The 18786-nt window shown below is 55.7% G+C and carries 15 protein-coding genes; 11 read left to right on the top strand and 4 right to left on the bottom strand.

Translation table 11 applies throughout. The features are described 5' to 3' along the window. The first annotated feature begins 4 nt into the window (after positions 1–4). Positions 5–1237 carry an aspartate aminotransferase family protein gene (locus tag Q31a_RS12610; protein WP_145078092.1) on the top strand — a complete coding sequence of 411 codons (1233 nt, stop codon included), beginning with the start codon at positions 5–7 and terminating at the stop codon, positions 1235–1237. Positions 1238–1325: 88 nt separating this feature from the next. Continuing rightward, positions 1326–2300 carry an ornithine carbamoyltransferase gene (argF, locus tag Q31a_RS12605; protein ID WP_145078090.1) on the top strand — a complete coding sequence of 325 codons (975 nt, stop codon included), beginning with the start codon at positions 1326–1328 and terminating at the stop codon, positions 2298–2300. Between the two features lie 203 nt (positions 2301–2503). Here the strand turns inward: argF and rpiB are convergent, their stop codons facing one another. Next, entirely contained in the window at positions 2504–3031 is a 528-nt protein-coding gene (gene rpiB, locus Q31a_RS12600) for a ribose 5-phosphate isomerase B (protein ID WP_145078088.1), read from the bottom strand. A 551-nt stretch (positions 3032–3582) separates the two neighbouring features. On the opposite strand from rpiB, the gene Q31a_RS12595 reads away from it, so the two are divergent. Further along, the gene (locus tag Q31a_RS12595; RefSeq protein ID WP_391575331.1) at positions 3583–5379 is read left to right on the top strand and encodes a 30S ribosomal protein S1; all 1797 of its coding nucleotides are present in this window, start codon (positions 3583–3585) and stop codon (positions 5377–5379) included. A 431-nt stretch (positions 5380–5810) separates the two neighbouring features. On the opposite strand, the gene Q31a_RS12590 is transcribed toward Q31a_RS12595, so the two are convergent. Continuing rightward, positions 5811–6821, bottom strand: coding sequence for a vWA domain-containing protein (locus tag Q31a_RS12590; RefSeq protein ID WP_145078084.1), 1011 nt, complete (start codon positions 6819–6821; stop codon positions 5811–5813). A 566-nt stretch (positions 6822–7387) separates the two neighbouring features. On the opposite strand from Q31a_RS12590, the gene Q31a_RS12585 reads away from it, so the two are divergent. After that, entirely contained in the window at positions 7388–7999 is a 612-nt protein-coding gene (locus Q31a_RS12585; protein WP_231691174.1) for a response regulator transcription factor, read from the top strand. 46 nt (positions 8000–8045) lie between these two features. Here Q31a_RS12585 and dcd read toward each other — a convergent pair whose 3' ends face one another. After that, entirely contained in the window at positions 8046–8612 is a 567-nt protein-coding gene (dcd, locus tag Q31a_RS12580; RefSeq protein WP_145078080.1) for a dCTP deaminase, read from the bottom strand. Positions 8613–9043: 431 nt separating this feature from the next. Between dcd and Q31a_RS12575 the strand changes: the two genes are divergently transcribed. The 7 genes from Q31a_RS12575 to Q31a_RS12545 all read left to right on the top strand — a co-directional run bounded on the left by Q31a_RS12575 (position 9044) and on the right by Q31a_RS12545 (position 16864). Then, positions 9044–9757: an LON peptidase substrate-binding domain-containing protein gene (locus tag Q31a_RS12575; protein ID WP_145078078.1), complete on the top strand. Its 714-nt coding sequence runs from the start codon at positions 9044–9046 to the stop codon at positions 9755–9757. Between the two features lie 212 nt (positions 9758–9969). Further along, the gene (locus Q31a_RS12570) at positions 9970–10929 is read left to right on the top strand and encodes a rhomboid family intramembrane serine protease (RefSeq protein WP_145078076.1); all 960 of its coding nucleotides are present in this window, start codon (positions 9970–9972) and stop codon (positions 10927–10929) included. Between the two features lie 408 nt (positions 10930–11337). After that, a complete protein-coding gene (gene cmk / locus Q31a_RS12565) occupies positions 11338–12063 on the top strand; it encodes a (d)CMP kinase (RefSeq protein WP_145078074.1) in 726 nt (241 codons plus the stop codon). Between the two features lie 53 nt (positions 12064–12116). Next, a complete protein-coding gene (locus Q31a_RS12560; protein ID WP_197356782.1) occupies positions 12117–12800 on the top strand; it encodes a lysophospholipid acyltransferase family protein in 684 nt (227 codons plus the stop codon). A 198-nt stretch (positions 12801–12998) separates the two neighbouring features. Further along, on the top strand, positions 12999–13304 hold the full coding sequence (locus Q31a_RS12555; protein WP_145078070.1) for a DUF3311 domain-containing protein: 306 nt from the start codon (positions 12999–13001) through the stop codon (positions 13302–13304). Beyond that, a complete protein-coding gene (locus Q31a_RS12550) occupies positions 13301–14908 on the top strand; it encodes a sodium:solute symporter family protein (RefSeq protein ID WP_231691173.1) in 1608 nt (535 codons plus the stop codon). The genes Q31a_RS12555 and Q31a_RS12550 overlap by 4 nt, the downstream gene beginning before the upstream one ends. 48 nt (positions 14909–14956) lie before the next feature. Continuing rightward, positions 14957–16864: a sigma-54-dependent Fis family transcriptional regulator gene (locus tag Q31a_RS12545; RefSeq protein WP_145078068.1), complete on the top strand. Its 1908-nt coding sequence runs from the start codon at positions 14957–14959 to the stop codon at positions 16862–16864. 105 nt (positions 16865–16969) lie between these two features. Here the strand turns inward: Q31a_RS12545 and Q31a_RS12540 are convergent, their stop codons facing one another. Then, complete coding sequence (locus Q31a_RS12540; RefSeq protein WP_145078066.1) at positions 16970–18634, bottom strand: DUF6798 domain-containing protein; 1665 nt, start codon at positions 18632–18634, stop codon at positions 16970–16972. Between the last annotated feature and the right edge of the window lie 152 nt (positions 18635–18786).

Here is an 18786-nt window from a genome sequence, read left to right as displayed (position 1 = left end):
TTTCATGTCGCTACAACACTTGAGTTCAGCTGACACCCAACGCCTCTTCGAACAATACGTCATTGGCAACTACCGACGCTATCCGGTCAATTTAGTGCGTGGTGAGGGCTCACGAATCTGGGATAGCGAGGGCCGCGAATATCTCGACTTTTTCCCCGGTTGGGGCTGCAATCTGCTGGGGCACTGCCCTCCAAGAGTTGTCCAGGCGGTACAGCAGCAAGTGGCCGAGCTGATCCATGTCCCCAACACGTGGCACATGGAATCACAAGGTCTGTGGGCCCAAATGCTGGTTGAACGCGCTTTCGACGCACAGGCGTTTTTCTGCAATAGCGGAGCCGAAGCGAATGAAGCCGCCATCAAACTAGCCAGGCTGCATCATGGCCCCGATCGCTACAAAATCATTACTTTTCAAGGTGGCTTTCACGGGCGAACGATGGGATCCCTGGCGGCTACAGCCCAACCGGCCTACCACGCCGGACTGGGGCCCATGCTAGCTGGTTTCACCTATGCTCCCTACGGCGATTTGGCGGAAGTCGAGAAACGAATCGACTCCGCAACGTGTGCAATTATGCTGGAACCCATCCAGGGCGAAGGTGGCGTGCGGATCCCAGGAGCCGACTACTTGCAAGGTCTTCGTGAACTAGCCGACAAGCATAATTTGCTGCTGATATTCGATGAGGTTCAAACCGGCTGTGGCAGGACCGGACAATGGTACGGGTACCAGTATTTCGGAGTCGAACCCGATATTATGACCCTCGCAAAATCACTCTGCGCCGGAATTGCCGGAGGAGCCATGCTGGCCAACCGTGAGATCGCTTCCAGCCTGCGGCCGGGGATGCATGCCAGCACTTTTGGTGGAAACCCGATTGCAGCCGTTGCCGGAATCGCCATGTTAGAGACGATCGAGCAAGACGGTCTGCTAGAGCGCGCAAACCAGGGTGCCCAACGCTTTGCTGAACATCTCAATACATTGTCAGAGCAATGCGACCATGTACGCGAGATTCGACAAGCAGGGATGATGATTGGTATCGAATTAGAATTCGAAGGCGCACCGATTGTCGCCAAGTGCTTGGAGGAGGGACTGTTAGTCAACTGCACCCAGTCGAATGTCATCCGGTTGCTGCCAGCCATGAACGTTGAACTTGACCAAATTGATCAGGGAATGCAGATCCTCACCCAAGTAATTCTGGAGCATGCAGCCAGTGCGGGCGATCCGCAAGCCACTGCAGCCGGTTAAATCCATCATCAGGTACTCAATTGCCTTGCACACACCGCACAGATTGGCGGTCGAGTGCAAGCCTATGTCGTAGAACGGAAATTCCATCGTGAGACACTTGCTTTCACTATTTGATATTAGCCAACAAGAACTCCAAACGATCCTTTCGATCTCCGAACAGGTCAAGGGAGTCTTGCTGTCCGGGCGCCGTCCCGCTTGGCTCGCCCGCCGCGTGCTGGCGTTGCTATTCGAGAAGCCGAGTCTACGAACGCGCGTAAGCTTCGAAGCAGGCATTAGCCAGCTTGGCGGAACAGCGATGTTCTTAGGTTCTGAAGTTGGATGGCAAAAGCGGGAGAAGACCAGCGACTTCATCCAAGTGCTTTCCCAGTACACCGATTACGTGGTGTGCCGCGCCAAATCCCACGAATCGTTGCTGGAACTCGCAAGCTTCAACTGCGTTCCGATCATCAACGGACTCACCGACAAATCGCACCCCTGCCAGGCGCTAGCGGACTTGCTGACGGTTCGACAAGCCACCGGATCGATGGTTGGCAGACAGGTCACATTCGTCGGCGACGGCAACAATGTCGCTTACTCCATGGCGTTGGCATGCGCTATGGTCGGCATGCGATTTCGATTGCTCGGCCCTCAATCTCACTTCATGGATTCCCAGATCCTGAGTGAGATTAGCGACCGTTACCCGAACGCGGACATTGAGCAAACGGAGGATATCGCAACCGGCATGCACGGAGCAGACTTTGCCTACACTGATGTATGGACCAGCATGGGGCAAGAGGCGGAAGCCGAAGCTCGACAGCAGGCCTTCGCACCCTACCAAGTCAACGGGAAACTGATGTCCCACGCACCCGCAGGCTGCAAACTACTGCACTGTTTGCCAGCTCGGAGGGGGGAAGAAGTTACCGATGAAGTCATCGATGGACCGGACAGTCTTATCGTAGATCAAGCCGGCAATCGGATGCACGCGCAGAAGGGCTTGCTCATCTGGCTGGCATTGCAACACGGACACTTGTCTGCCAGCGAGCTCGAGCAGGAGGGCATTGAGCTCCCCATCGGCACTTCCTGAACCAGTCGCCAGAGGGGCAGGAAGATTGGCCTCTACAAATTCTCCGGCCACCGCACCGCATTCGTCCCAACCCTCCATCGAACCGGCCTGTTAAATCGCAGTGTGCGCACGCCGGGATGGTTGCTGCTACTCGGCAACTGTAGGGAACGACCGCCGCGTTAAAACGAAACACGCCCTTGAATTAGCGCGCCGAGAAAGGCGGGCTAAGACGCTGACGGTTCCGCACGCAAGTTGTTGAACTCGCCTGCCATCGCGCGTCGCTCCAAATCATCGATTTTATCGACCCGCTTCTTGTGCCTCGGTTGCGGCGAGTACTTAGCCGTTAAAAACGATCGTACGATTTCCTTAACCAGCTCCTCTCCGATGATCCGGGCGCCGACGCACAAGACATTCATGTCGTCGTGCTCAACCCCCTGCCTGGCGGAGTAGGTGTCATGGCAAATACTAGCGTGAATTCCCGGTATTTTGTTGGCCGCAACGCTAACACCAACGCCACTTCCGCAAATTAGGATCCCTCGATCGACCTTCCCCGCCAACACTAGCCGCGCAACCTTTTCGGCAAAATCGGGAAAGTCACAGGGGCATTCATCCTCGGGGCCGCAATCCACCACTTCCGCGATGCCAAGCTGCTTAAGGTAGGTACCAACGAGATTCTTCATCGAAAAACCGGCGTGATCTCCACCTATCGCAACGCGGCTTACGGCGAGGCCATTTGCTGGCAATGCACTCATGAAATCTGTTCCCAAAATCAGTTCCCAACGTAAGGCCCAAATGAAGCGAGGCCTTTGAAGATGCCGCATTCGTAGCGGGGATGCCAACCGCTGCTAGCCGCCAATCCTGCCTGCGGCGCTCCGCCGCTTTTCTGCTGGCCTCAAAGTGTAACGCTTACGCATCACATCGCGAAGATGCTGTCTGGAGGAATCACCCCATCATGAAAATGGCCATTTTGCGACTTACCCGCCCCGGGTGATATTGCCGCAAATCACCACTGGTGTTAGATTTGCGGAATACGTCACCGCTGAAGATTAGAGGTTAGGCATGGTGCCAGCTGCTCGCGGTGAAATAGAAACTTTTTCTCTTTTTTGGGTTCCTCCTCGATCCGCTTCCGTTGCTCAGCACTCTGAAGGCGAACGTCACTGCATTCCTAGAAGTGTTGGAAGTGATTGATGAGAGAGGATTTCTTAGGTCAAGAATGGTCAATCGCAACCTTATTCGCTCTCTAGAAGATGACTCCATGGCAACGCAGATTGAAATTCTGCTGCCGGAAGACGATTTTGATGACATGATCCTTGAAGGCCTGGAGGGCCTGAACGATCTCTTCGATGTCAACCAGATCGTGGATGGAAAAATCGTTGAAGTCAATGGTGACTATGTCGTTATCGACGTTGGCTTCAAGAGCGAAGGTGCAATCAATGTAGATGAGTGGGACGAGACAGAAGAGCCTCCAGCCGTCGGTCAAACCGTTAAGGTTTTGATCGAAGAGATGGAAGACGCGCTCGGCCCAGCAAATGATATCCACGGCATGATCTCGCTGAGCAAACGCAAAGCGGAAAAGATCCTGGAGTGGGAAAAGATGATGGCCGAGGTCAGCGAGGGCCAAGTCGTCACCGGTACAGTAACTCGCAAGATCAAGGGCGGTCTGCTGGTCGACATTGGAGTCAATGTCTTCTTGCCAGCTAGCCAAGTCGACATCCGTCGCCCCAACGATATCGCCGATTACATCGGTCGCGTCGTTCAGTGCGAAGTCCTCAAGATCGATGAAACACGCCGCAATATCGTCGTCAGCCGACGGTCGCTCATCGAGAAGCAGCGCGAGGAAGATCGCGAGCACCTGCTCGGCGAACTCGAAGTCGGACAGCTACGCAACGGTATCGTCAAGAACATCGCCGACTTCGGTGCGTTCGTGGACCTGGGCGGCATCGATGGCTTGCTGCACATCACCGACATGAGCTGGGAACGTATCGGACACCCATCCGAAATGGTTTCGATCGACCAAGAAATCGAAGTCAAGGTTCTCGCAATCGATCGCGAAAAGCAAAAAATCGCCCTGGGATTGAAGCAAAAGCAAAACAATCCTTGGGACAACATCGAAGAGAAGTATCCAGTTGGCACGACCGTCAAGGGCGAAGTTGTCAACGTGATGAGCTACGGTGCGTTCGTCAAACTCGAACCAGGCATCGAAGGCTTGGTACACATCAGCGAAATGTCCTGGACACGCCGCATTAATCACCCGAACGAATTGGTGCAAACCGGTGATGAAATCGATGTGAAGATCCTCGGAGTTGATCCAGCCGGTCAACAACTCTCCTTGGGTATGAAGCAAACGATGTCCAACCCCTGGGACGAAGTCCTCGACAAGTACCCAGAAGGCAGTTCGGTCAACGGCAAGGTCCGCAACCTCACCAACTACGGTGCGTTCATCGAGTTGGAACAGGGTATCGACGGACTGCTGCACGTCTCCGACATGTCGTGGACGCGCAAGGTTAGCCACCCCAGTGAAGTGGTCGAGAAGGGACAAGAAATCAAGTGCCGCGTTCTGTCGGTCGACCAAGACCGTCGCCGTATCGCACTTGGACTCAAGCAACTCGACGACGATCCATGGGCGACCACCATTCCCGAGAAGTACCAACCTGGCCAACTGGTCAAGGGGAAAGTCACCAAGATCACCAACTTCGGTGTCTTCATTGGACTTGAAGATGGACTCGAAGGCCTACTCCACATCTCTGAGCTCTCGGACGACAAAGTCGAGAATCCAGAAGAGTTGGTGAAGGTCGGCGATGAACTCGAAGTCAAGGTACTGCGAGTCGATTCCGACGAGCGAAAGATTGGTCTCTCCCGCAAACGGGTAGATTGGGCCGAAGAGCAAGAGGAAGCAGCTGCGCGCGAAGAAGCTCGCCAGCAGCAAATCGCTGAAGCCAAAGCTCCTTCCCAAGACCTAAAGGGAGGTCTGGGATCGGATGGACCTCTCATCGCTCCAGTTGCAGCCGAAGCGCCCGCAGTGGAAGAACCAGTTGCTGAAGAACCAGCCGCTGAAACTCCTCCCGCAACCGACGACGAAACAGCACCTAGCCAAGAGTAATCGCGGCTAGTCCTACTGTTCACATTTAAGAAACACCGCCCTGCAATTGGGGCGGTGTTTTTTTATGGACCAACGCACGCGGTAATCTGTCGGCACCCCAAGCCCACATCCACGCCAGCCCACACTTCATCGGCGGCAAAATTGGAACCGAAGCGCACGACAACACCTGACGCTTAGCTTGCCTCAAGCGTCCGGCTCATCCATCCCGCTTCATCCATCCCGCTTCATCCATCCCGCTTTGGCGCGAAGCCTCGACGAACACGCGCCCGCTGCCTCACGCAAGACTCGGCCCGGAGCAAGAACAACAGTACTGAAACCACTCCAGCGACGCGATCCAGCGGCCCAGCGGCCCAGCGGCCCCCTCGCACCACCGAGCCCAGCGTGCCCTGCCCCCCCTCAAACGAGACGCGTCACGACTTTGCCCCAGGTACCTACAGCTTACTGATATCGACGTAACGGTACTGCCCGCCAGTACCCAGCGCCAAAACCTCAATCCAACCGCCTGCAGAGGATTTCCCACCGGAGCCGAATTGAATGGTGTGAATCGCAGCGCCTGAACGACTTGCTCTCGTTTGCAAGTCGGAAATCTGCCTTACGGAAAGGGCTGGCAGGTCGGCATCGGTAAGAAAGAACACGACATCGGGCCCCATCGCCAACGCCATTCGCAATGCATCGATGTGCTGCGTGCTACCCTCGGCAACAATGTTGCGGACAAAACGCAAAGCCTCTCGTTTCGAAGCGTCGACGCCGCGCAAAATCTGCGGCCCTTGGCTGGTTAAACCACCGAAGGGGAGCGGCGTTTCATTGTAGAAAATGATCTGAAACTGCTGAGCCTCGCCCAACGATTCGATACTGGCAGAGAGCTCTCTTTTAGCTGCCGCCAATGGAGCGCCTCCGCCGCCATTCATACTCGCGGAACGATCGAAGACATAGACAAACCGAGAGCCTTCTCCCTCAATTCCAAAGACTGTTGTTTTAGTTTTAGGAGCGTTGCGACTACCGCCGATGGCACCGCCGCCGTCGGCAAGCCCGATTCCACCGGCCGCCGCCGCGGCGTTTCCAGCAGCGGAGGAGTCACCCGGGAGAAGCCCGGCGAGCAATGATTGTTCGGCCGAACTGAAGACGTCACCAACGCTATCGGGCAGACTGCTTTCAACGACAGCAGTAGCTGGTGAACTTGCGGCTGCGCTAGAATTGCCACTCGACTCAGTAAGTCGGTACGCCTCGCCGCCGGCCGCCTCGTAGACCATGGCGACCCCCACGGGACGATCTCTTGATTCCCCCGTTCCGCGTGGTCCGGCCGTCCACAGCGCCCCGAGTGTCACGACCAGCGTGCAATGGAATATTAGCGAAATCGCCCAAGCCGGCAGACTGCGTAAACCACTCCTGGTTTCCGGGAGTTCAGGCATTCCACGTCGCTGAAGTCGTTCGCTACTAGCCATTGGGAGCTATCCGAATCTCGGTACACAAATCCTATTCCACGAAGTACATGTACTATAGTTTAGATGGAATAGCAGCAGGACGACAGGCACGCTAAGAGTCTGCTGGCGATGGCTGGCAGCAGGGGGCGTCCCTCCAGCTTGCGGGTTGAGACTGGAGTGCATTGAACATCGGAATACGCAATAGGAGCGCAAAAAAAGGGGTCATCTCACCGTGCACAGTGAGATGACCTCCACGAGAGCTCTAGTTTTGCCCCTAAGAACTCTCAGTGACGGTTGCGCTTCCGCCATGGCACTGATTATCGCATACATTTCTCATTTTCGACTGGCGAACATCCGCCAAAGTAGGATGAATCTGCCGTGCCGAGAATTGCCGCCACTGCAGCCCCGAACTTTACTAGCTAGAATCGAGGTTAGGGGGCGGGAACAGCGCCCAGGCGGCAGTCCGCACCGCCCCCCTCCACCAGTACTAGACACAACTGCCCATGGCGGTAATTCTGCAGCCACTGGACTCGCCCCATGGGGCCCACAAACGCAACATCAACACCCCACGACTGCTAATCGCGAACATGAAGAAACCTCGAATCCTCCTGGTTGATGACGATCCGAATGTCCTACCTGTGGTGGCAAAGTTACTGGAGGCCCACGGACTGAACGCAGAATCGTTTACGTCGGCCACAGATCTACTGAGCACCATCCAGCCGGAAGATGTGGGCTGCGTCGTCACCGACCTGGAAATGCCAGGGATGTCTGGCATCGAGCTTCAGCAAGCCCTACTCGATCGCGAAAGCAGCATGGCCATCATCGTTATCTCTGGTCATGCAGACGTGCCTCGCGCCATTCGCATCATGTCGCAGGGAGCCATCATGCTACTCGAGAAGCCTTTCAAGGCGCAGCAGCTCGTCGTGCAGGTCGAACGCGGAATCGAATGCAGTCAGCAGATATTTAGCAAGCGGCAACGCATCAATGCGGCCCGCAAAGCCATCGGGGCGCTGACTGAAGAAGAGCTCGCCATCATGAAGTTATCCGCGCGAGGCTCCCCCAACAAGTCAATCAGCTATGAACTCGCGATCAGCGCTCGCACGCTGGACCGAAGGCGACATTCCGCTTTCTCCAAGCTCAAGGTGCAATCGGTGGCTGATTTCGCAGTCCTATTAGCAACCTCGGAAGAGCGACTCTGATTCAGTGACCAGAGTCTCCAACGGAAATCACTTCAACGTGGAACGCTCAGGGCGTAGGGGGGAAATCGAATTTCAACTGCGAATCTTCATCGCTGTGTCCGAATTCCTGATACAGAAAACTGGGTTGGATGTCCGTATTGTTTTGATACTTGCGCGAACTGTACTCCGCGACTGCCCCTTCCAGGGTGTGATAGAAAATCTGGCAGATTTCCACGCCCGGGTAGATCCGAATCGGCTGGACAGCAAACATCTCTAGCGTCCAATACCCCTTGAACCCCACATCCCCAAAACCAGCTGTCACATGCACAAACAGCCCCAAGCGTCCCACGGAAGAGCGTCCCTCAATCATCGGTACCAAGTTGTGGGTTTCGGTATGCTCCACAGTCCGAGCTAGGTAGACCTGGTTTGGACTAAGGACCAATCCGGACGCAGGAATTTCTAAACGCCGGTAGCGGTTGGGAACCTTCAAATCTAGCACAACTTCCTCATACACCAACAACTCGTTGTGCAAGCGTAGGTTGTAACTATTGGGATTGAGCTGTGACTCCTCGAAAGGACTGATATGAATGTCGGTACCAATACGCTGCTGGATTTCTGCACCAGTAAGAATCATGCGACAGGCTCGGATCAAGGAGAGGTAAACTAAGATTGGTAATATTGCGGGCGAGTCGCAACCAGAGGCACGCGGCCTGAAAATTAGCGTCTGGATCCTGCAGCGACCAACCGCCCTGCAAGGCGTGGATCAAGGAAGAAGGCGTTAAGATTCCGGCGTCTACCGTACCTTTTGTTATACGACATTCAGTGATGCAAGCCTAGTTGGACGCGCTGCCTGATTTGCGTTCAAGCCCAGCCTTCCACCTCCAGCCCCCTTCCCAGCTTCATGCGGATTACCGACACCAGCCCACCCCTTTGCCAGCCTGGACCTGGTTGATGCAACGCAAGCCTGCAATCGCAGCTAAGTTGGCCCTCGCCAATCCGATACACTAATACTACTACGGAATGGATCTGTAGTTCTTTAAACGATCCTCAGTTCACGAGCAATGCATGACCAGTCTCCCCAACGCAGCAGCCTGGCCGGAAGACTTCAGCGGCAGGGTAAAGCTTTTTCCGCTTCCGAACTTAGTCCTCTTCCCGCACGTCGTACAACCGCTGCACATTTTCGAGCCGCGATACTGCGATATGTTGACCGCCGCACTTGAGCAAGACGGTCTCATTGCCATGGCTCTTTTTCGAGCTGGATGGGAGTCGAGCTACCTCAACAGCCCGACCTTGGAGGAGATTGTGTGCATCGGTAAGGTTATCTCCCACACGCCCACCGAGGATGGCCGCCACAACATCTTGCTGGTCGGCATGAAACGCGCCACCATCATCCGTGAACTCACACCGGCTCGCCCTTATCGGGAAGCCCAAGTCGACCTGTTGGAGGATCTTTACCCCAGCGAGGGAGAGGCTGAGCGGCCGGGCCTAGTCGACAGGGTGCAAGAGTTGTTCGCGCACTTCGTCCCAGAAGGCCTAGCTGCACAGGAGAGTTTCAAACAATTGATTGGCAAACAGCTACCCCTCGGAATCCTGACCGACACCATCGCCTACGCCCTCAACTTACCGCTGCCCATAAAACAGCAACTGCTATCGGAGGCGAATGTAGACGTCCGCTGCCGCCTGCTGATTCGCTGCCTCGAACAGAAGATCAAGGCCCCATCTGACGGCTCAGCGTCCTTTCCCGAGGACGACTTCCCTCCCCGCTTCTCCGAGAACTAGCCCGGCCTCGGTTCGGGAACCTGCCAGGGATTGCCTCCAGCGACAGACGCTCGATCTTCCAAATTCCACCACTGGAATGCAATCGATTTTTGCGGGCCGCAATGTCAGCCTCAGAGGCTCAATCAATCGTACGGGGTCTCGCGCTTTCGAGATGCATGCGGTATGATGTTTGGCGTGCAGCAAGTTTCAGATAGTTTGGTGATTGGCGAAATATGCGTTGTTTAGGTGAAATTCAGGGTCGTAAGCCAGCAGAGCGGTTTGTCGCGCACCTGCTTACTCAAGGTGTCGCCACGCATATTGAAACGCTTGGCCAGCCCGCTGATGACCATTGGGAGATCTGGGTCCGCGATGAGGATCGACTCGATTTCGCCAGCGCCGAACTGGCGCACTTCCAACAAAACCCGCTTGACGCGAAGTACGCTTCGGCGGTGGCCAAAGCAAGCCAGTTGATGGCCGAGAAGCAGAAGAAACGCCAGCAAGCGGCAAAGAACGTACATCGGATCGATCCCAGCCCACGCTCTCCGATGATGGGCCGAGGCGGCCGCACTCCGCCACTAACACTCACACTGATTTTACTATGCATCTTCATCAGCGTGCTCAGCTCTTTTTCCAACCCCGCCCCAAGCAACGAATGGGGAGTTGCCACTAAGAACCAGCTCTCTTTCGTGGATCCGCAAGACGCTATCGAGAGCCAAGGCAATCCGGCAGCGAGCATTGAGAAGGGTGAGATCTGGCGCATCATTACCCCTATCTTCATGCATGGCGACCCCATGCACTTAGCACTCAACCTGTTTGGTCTATTCGTGTTTGGCCGAGTTCTCGAAAGGTTAATGGGAACTCCCAAATTCGCAATTTTCGTCCTGTTGCTGGCGATTATTCCCAATCTCCTCCAAGGACTGGCCCCACCTTCATGGCATGGCAATCCTAACTTCGTGGGGATCTCAGGTGTCGTCTATGGCTTTCTCGGATATGTCTGGATTCGGTCAACGCTGAACCCAAGGTTTGCGATACGCATTCCAACCCCATTTGTAATCCTCGCCGTGGGGATGATCTTGGTGGGGCTTTCAGGTGCGGTGCCCAATTGGCATTATGCCGACCTTTGCCACTTAGGTGGGCTGTTGGTGGGCGGTGGTCTCGGCTACGCGTCGGAACAGGCCAATTCACGTAGCTAGAGCTTCTTCTAGTTTCGATTTTCGGGATGCATGGATTTTCAGGATACCTGCTTGTGTGGCACGGGCCGTACCCGTGGGGCCCTCAAGCTCTAACAGCTTGCGTGCCGAACAACTTGCGGTTCGACGAGATCATTTAGCCCCGTGCGCGACCCGACTTTAAGCCACCGGAACGTCATTTTTTGAGGAACGTGCAAGCTGGGCATGCAGCAGGAAGCTAGTCGGGCTAGTGCCACGCCAACGCGAAAATCAATTTGCGAGGAAGCCTTACGAACCTTGCACGAGGTAGAATTACTGCCCCATTGTAGTGCACCACCCTGGTAGAGCCGCCCCAAGCTGAGGGCCAGTAAATCCCTGCCCCCACAAAGCTTGTTGTTGCCTGGATCTTATTACCGTAGAAGAGTCGTCCCTATGCCTACCCACCATAGCTTGCCACCCACTCGGCCAACAACTGTTGTTGCCATTGACGGCCCTGCTGGAGCGGGCAAGAGCACGGTGGCCAAGCTGCTAGCGGACCGGCTTGGATTTGAATTCCTCGACACCGGCGCCATGTATCGCTGCGTAACGCTGGCGATGCTACGCGTCCCGATCACCCCCAGTGAAACAAACGCACTTCAGCAGCTCGCGTCAGATCTGCAGATCGAATTGAGCGGTTCTGTAGTGCGAATGAACGGCGAGGATGTGTCGGATGCAATCCGCACCCCTGAAGTCTCTCAAGCCATTGGCGGTGTGGCAGACAATATCCTGGTACGAGAAATCTTGAGCGATCTCCAGCGGCGTTGGGCCAGCGGCAAGCGGGTTGTTACCGAGGGACGCGATCAAGGCAGCGTGGTCTTCCAGGATTCTCGCTGCAAAGTGTTCTTGGTAGCTAGCCCCGAGGAGCGAGCCCGCCGGCGCGTCGCAGATTTAGCCCAACGCGGGATCGATGCCGACTTGCAGTCCGTCCTGGATCAGCAAAACGCAAGAGACCTCGCCGACTACTCCCGCCCCGTGGGAGCCTTGATCAAAGCCCCGGATGCCGTTGAAATCAGCACGGACGGAATCTCCATGCACCAAGTGGTCGACAAGCTTGAGCGGCTCGTCCAGGCCCGCCTCGGACAGAATCTTTCCGCGAAGTTTAGCAGTACCAAGCCCTAAGTCGGTTTCCAACGACTGGACCCGAGCGAGCCCCATCTATGAAAACAGCCGGAATGGAAAAGACCAAATCTGCGAAGCCTGGAAAACCACCAGCGCGGCTCACGGCCTACGACCATGTTAAGACAGCTTTCTATCATACGGTCCGGCTAACCTCCCGCTTGGTGTGTGTCTTCGTATTCGACCTGAGGTGTGTCGGCCGATCGAACACTGAAGTGGAAGGGGGCGCCCTCATCCTCAGCACGCACCAAAGTCATTTGGATCCCGTTCTGATCGGGGTTACTTTCAACGAACGCTTAAACTATCTGGCTCGCCGCTCCCTCTTCAAGAACCGCATCTTTGGAACTGTCATTAGCTTGCTAGACGCTATTGAATTGGATCGTGATCGCAGTGGGCTGGCGGGATTAAAAGAAACTCTACTTCGTCTCCGTCGCGGCAAGAAAGTATTGATTTTTCCCGAAGGGACGCGCACTCCCGATGGGAATATCGCGCCGCTCAAGCCAGGCTTTCTGTCGGTTGCTAGACGTAGCGGCGTCCCACTCATTCCAGTGGCCATCACGGGTGCCTTCGAAGCATTGCCGCGTGGCAGCTCCCGTCCACTGCGCTACCCGCTCCGAGTGGCTGTTGGCCCCGCTATTCACGTTGCAGAATTTTCGGAGCTGGATGACACTGCTATGTTGCAACTGGTCCAATCGCGAATGGAAGAGTGCTACCGTCAAGCGCAGGCCTCGCGAGTCTAGACAGACGCAGAAGTAGGGACATCGGAGAACGCGACTCACACACCTCCCGCCGCAATCGACCGCCTGCTGTCAAAACGGTGCGCCAGTCGCTACACTGGCCCTGGCTGTGCGGCTCGCGGTAACGTGAACGCCCAGCCGGGAAGGGCTCGGGACTTGGAGCCGCATGCTTGCCAAGTGCAATTAGTTAAGGCGAACTCAATGCGAAAAAATTCATCCGGGATGATGGTAATCAGTGGCTTAGTCGTGCTACTGCTAGTACTTCATCAAGACAATTGGCTTTGGGACGACGACTCGCTAGTCTTTGGTTTTATGCCAATTGGCTTGTTCTACCACGTCTGTCTTTCGATGGCGGCAGCAGCGACTTGGTTTCTAGCCACACTGATTGCTTGGCCCGAAGAATTGGCCGCTGAAGACTACCACGTCAGCCCGCCTCGCACCGCCAGCCCGCCTAAGGCATCGCAAACTGCAGCAGACAGCAAGCACGACCAAGGAGCCGCACAGTGACTGAGTTAATTGTAATCGTGATTTACCTGCTGCTCTTACTGAGCCTAGGGTTGTTCGCGAGCCAAATGTTTACCGGCACCAAGAAAGATTACTTGCTTGCCAGCCACTCGATCGGCCCCTTCCTGCTGTTGATGTCCATGTTTGGAACAACGATGACGGCCTTCGCCCTAGTTGGCTCGACGGGCGAAGCGTTCAGCGAAGGCATCGGTGTCTATGGTTTGTTGGCCTCCTCCAGCGGAATCGTACATTCCCTGTGCTTCTTCGTAATTGGCGTCAAACTGTGGACGTTTGGCCGCAAGTACGGCTACTCCACACAGATTCAGTTCTTTCGAGATCGACTGGATAGCGACCGCATCGGATTACTACTGTTCCCCATCTTGGTCGGACTCGTCATTCCCTACCTGCTGATTGGAGTTATCTCCTCAGGAACGGTCATTCAGAATATGACCAGCGGGGCCTTCTCTGACATCTTCCAGACCAACAGTAAAGCGACCAGCGGAGGTATTCCTCCCTATCTAGGATCACTTGTCATCTGCTGTGTCGTATTGGTCTACGTGTTTTTTGGTGGAATGCGAGGAACAGCTTGGGCCAACGCGTTTCAAACCGTGGTGTTTATGGCTCTGGGCCTCGTAACCTTTGTCGTAATTGCCAACCGGCTAGGAGGCGGAGAGAGCTTTTGGGAAAACCTGCGAACGGCCTCTTCTTCAGTCAGTTATGAGAAATTAACGCGAACGGAGATGTCGAAGACGAAATTTTTGACCTACCTCTTCGTGCCGCTCTCGGTGGGAATGTTCCCTCACTTATTCCAGCATTGGCTGACCGCGAAGAGTGCCGCTAGTTTCAAATTGCCCGTGGTGGCTCACCCAATCTTCATCATGATCGTCTGGGCACCCTGCGTGCTGATTGGCGTCTGGGCTACAACCTCGCTGGTCCCCGCAGTACCAGCCCTCCCCAAATTCCCCGGTAGCGACGTGGTCAATCCCAACGCCATCTTGCCGTTCCTGGTAAAGACTCAAACCGGAGCTCTACTCGGTGGCCTGCTGACAGCCGGCATTCTTGCCGCCATCATGTCCTCACTCGACAGTCAGTTTTTGTGCCTGGGAACCATGTTCGAAAACGACCTCATCTCCCACTACTTCGGAGAAGAGCGTTTCACCGACCGGCAACAGATCTTGATCACAAGAGCCTTTATCATCGCTATTGTCGCCCTGACCTACCTGCTGAGCCTGACTGCCCCACGCAGTGTATTTTCCCTGGGAGTCTGGTGTTTCAGCGGGTTCTCCGCGCTGTTCCCCTTGGTGTTTGCCGCTCTCTACTGGCGACGCCTCACGACCACGGGAGCTGTCGCAGGAATCTTGGCCGCCATCACGACTTGGGTCTACCTGTTCTGGCAGTCGGGATTCGGAAAGAACCAGAACTACACCGTCGATATCCATCTCGGTGGGAATACTTACGAGACAATGCCAGTGGTGACCATTTTCTTGTGCTCCATGGTAACCATGGTGGTAGTGTCGCTTTTGACCAAGCCCCCCAAGGAGGAGACGCTCAACCGGTTTTTTGCAGCCCCTCCCGCTCTAAAGTCGGTGGGATCCTCCGACACGTAACCCCGTCGCACTTGGCATCCAACCGCGTATTCAATCCCTGGTGTTTCGATGAGTAACGGTGAGTTCTCAGGCTGTGCCATTGCCAGTGAAATCCTAGCCGCGATTGCACGCTGCCAATCGGCGGATGAATTCCGTGTCAGTGCACTGGCCAGCGTTACGGCGTGGCTCAACGAAGCCCGCGCCGCTTGGGTACACCAGCAAGGCGACCATTGGGGAGTAGCCGGCTTGGCAAGCTCGCTTACGCAGCTTCCCATGGAGTTGGCGGCCACCGCTGCCGACCAAGCATGCGTGCTGAGCGCCGAGAACTGGTTGGCAGTACCGATTTCGAATCGTAGCGGCCTCCCTGAAGTGCTGCTCATCCACCCAGCCAGGGCGATCGAATCTGATACTGCGGAATCGCTGGCTCAAATGTTACGTAGTGGATTGCTCATTTGCGCAGAACACTCGCAATTGGCTACTCGCGTAGAGCAATTGCAAACCATGCTCCAGCTTTCCGCTGACTGGCAGCAAAAGCAAGACTTAACCGAGTTGCTCAATAGCATGGCTCAAGCTGCAGCCAGAGTGCTGCGGGGTGATCGCGCTAGCATCTTCCTGTGGGATCAGGGCAAGAAGCAACTGGTTGGTCATCCAGCCATGGGAGTTGAAGAGGATCAGCCGCTGCGCATCCAAGATGATCAGGGAGTGGCGGGCGAAGTCCTGCGGACGTTGCAGCCACAGCGCTGGGATGACTCCTCCGGCTCCCCCGACACCATCAATGCGCAAGTTGGCAAACAACTCGGATATGCGACCCGCTCACTCGTGGCGGTGCCCTTGCTCGATCGCAAGCAGCGGCCACTTGGCGTATTTGAAGTACTCAACCATCGTTCGGGCAGATTTTCGTCCGATGACGAGCGTTTCTTAGTGGAATTGGCCAGGCATGCGGCTACCGCCGTGGAAAACACACAACACATTGCATCCTTAATCCAAACCCGGGATCGCTTGGTCAAAAGTGCTTCCGACACGCTCCAATTGGTTGGAAATTGCCCTCAGATCGGAGCTTTGCGTGATACGATCGCTCGCGTCGCCCCCACAGAGCTCTCGGTCTTGATTTTAGGAGAAAATGGAACAGGTAAAGAAGTCGTCGCCCGCAGCATGCACTTGCAAAGCGGTCGGCAGGATCAACCTTTCATTGCCGTGAATTGCGCCGCGATCGCCGAAACTCTACTGGAAAGCGAGTTGTTTGGGCATGAAAAGGGAGCCTTTACCGACGCAATTTCGGAGCGCGCGGGGAAGTTTGAGGCAGCTAGCGGCGGCACGCTCCTGCTCGACGAAATTGGTGAAATGAGCCAGGGGGGACAAGCCAAACTCCTGCGGGTTCTGGAGGACAAGGTCGTAGTGCGCGTCGGAGGTTCCCAATCGATTCAGACCGATGTCCGCGTGGTAGCCGCCACGAACCAAGATCTTGTCAAACTAGTTCGCGAAAAGCGATTCCGGGAAGACCTGTACTTCCGCCTGAACGTCGTCACGCTGCAGATGCCTCCGCTGCGTGAACGAGGCGATGATGTCATCACCCTGGCCGAATTTTTCCTGCAGCAGTTCGGACATCAAATTGGACGGCCACCTCCCTCACTGTCCAGCGCGGCACAACGACGCTTGAAACTCCACTCTTGGCCTGGAAATGTTCGAGAACTGCGGAACCTCATGGAGCGGGTGGCCTACCTCACCAGCGGACCTGTGGTCGAGGAAACCGACCTAGCCTTCGTACTCTCCCCGGCATCATCCGGGGATGTCGCCAGCATCCCGACCAACATGACATTGGCGGACGCGACCTCCGTCTTCCAGCGCCAGTATATCCAGAGACATGTTGAAGCGGCGGCCGGCAATCTAGCCCAATCCGCCAAACAACTGGGCATGCACCGCTCCAACCTTTACCGCAAGATGAACCAGCTTGGAATGAGCGACAACTTTTCCAGTTGATCTCAGCCTCCCGCCGATCAAGGACCATTTGCCCAACAAGCAACCAGCTCGAACCACACGTGATCGAGCCACACGTGACCGAGCCTCAGAAGACTCCCCCCGAGCTCAATCACTCTCCACGAAACTCTCGGGCACCCGCATCACGGCGAAGGAGCGGTTCTCCACATAGTTTCCATTGGAAAATGCAGGATAGACAAAATCGAGGACTGGTGGAGTCTGCTGTGTCGTGCGATCGAGAAGCACCCAGCGGAATCCATATTCACGAGCCAAGTCAAGCAACTCCTCCGTCGTCCACTCTCGCACCTGCCCCATTGCGTTTCGCGGCGGTTCGCATCGCTCGATGCGGCGATACCATTCGTGCACCGAGGCGTTGTCTTGAGGAACATCCTTCCAACACACGACTTCAGCCCGTCCCGCGTGCCATTTAAAAGACTGCTGATACTTAGGAGTGAACCACAGAGAATCGCTGGGGGTATTGTGCTCGATCCAATCGCAGGCAGCCAGCCAGTCGATATAGCGATCGGTATCAATCCGCTGCTCCCCGGTCGATTCGACGACCAATCGGTCCGCTGCCGGAATTGTTTGCTGCCACCCCTCGAAGGCAAAAAACACCACGATCAACAGACTGCCCAAAATGGCACCTTGGGCAATTCGCTCGCTGTACTTGGCCCGGTATCGCCCCTGCGTCTGCAGCGGGCCGCCGATCGCGGCAACGGCTTGCGAGACAGCAGTCCAGCCCACAACGGTGTAGGCCAAAGGCACCGCCACGTCGGACCAGCGGAAAAAATAGAACCGCAACAGGCGTGATGCGATATCGGGACGTCCCAATCGCAAGCAAACCTGATCAATCACCAGCCCTAACACGGAGAAACCAACCGCGATCCAGGCAATCTGCAAGATCTTACCGACCAGTTGCCACTGGCCTGCTGAGGCTTCCCGCTGCTCCCTCAGCATCTCCTTTAACCGCCAGCGCCCCACCCAAGTAGCAATGCAAAGGATCAGCAACGAGCCAGCAGCGGCCCAGTGCCGTTCACTCGAGAACAACTGGGGACACAGATGATGCGTCAGGCGAAAATAGACGTGAATTTGGGACGCGAGTACATTTCCCTCTTGGTTCGCCCCGCCCAGCCCGCTGGCTGCCGGTAGAACTCCGATCAACCCCACGCCTGCCCCGACCAGCAACCAAGGCCACTGGCGCGCGAATCGCGGCAGCAGATTGGGCTGGAGCAACCACCAGATCCCGACGCTTAAACCTGCCCACCCGCCTACAACCGGATGCCAAGCCACCGCCGCACCCAGCAAAACCCAAACGCGTCCCCAACGCTCGCGCAACATTTCCGCGATCCCAAACAGCACGAAAGGGTAGGCAATCGCCTTCGCTTCAAAGCCGCCAATGGCCCACTCTCCCGCCCAATGTCCGTACCGCATCCCCAGATACCAGGTAGCCAACACCAACGGACTAAAAAATGCTGGGATACGCAGCGCCGCAGAAAAGGAGATCCAAGCGGCTGCAAACAGGGACCAACTGAGCGCACGCCCTAGCCAAGCAACACTATCGAGAGAAAGAAATTGGGCAGGTACGCCCGCCAATGTGGTTGCGAGCAGATGGGAGTCGTGCGACTCGAGGAACAGGTCGCCGGGAGCATAATTGGCATCCCAAGCATGTTTGGCCTTGGTCAGATAGTGCGACTCATTGACCGCAGGAGCCATCTCCGAAGCCAAGCACCCGATTAACGCGAAGTGAATAAAGAACTGTACAAACCACTGCACAGAAGCATTTTTAGAACTTAGCAGAGCGCGAAAATTCGTGTTTGAATTGGTAATCAATGGTCAAAGACTGCAAGTTGGACTGAACCAATTATAGAGGGTAGGGTGTCTATTAGGCACACTTTTGGATCGGCGGGAATAAAAATGCACAAAAA

Origin of the sequence: Aureliella helgolandensis, assembly GCF_007752135.1 — a bacterium.
Lineage (GTDB): Bacteria > Planctomycetota > Planctomycetia > Pirellulales > Pirellulaceae > Aureliella > Aureliella helgolandensis.
The sequence above is the reverse complement of the archived record's forward strand: the minus strand, read 5'-3'. Positions and strand labels throughout refer to the sequence as shown.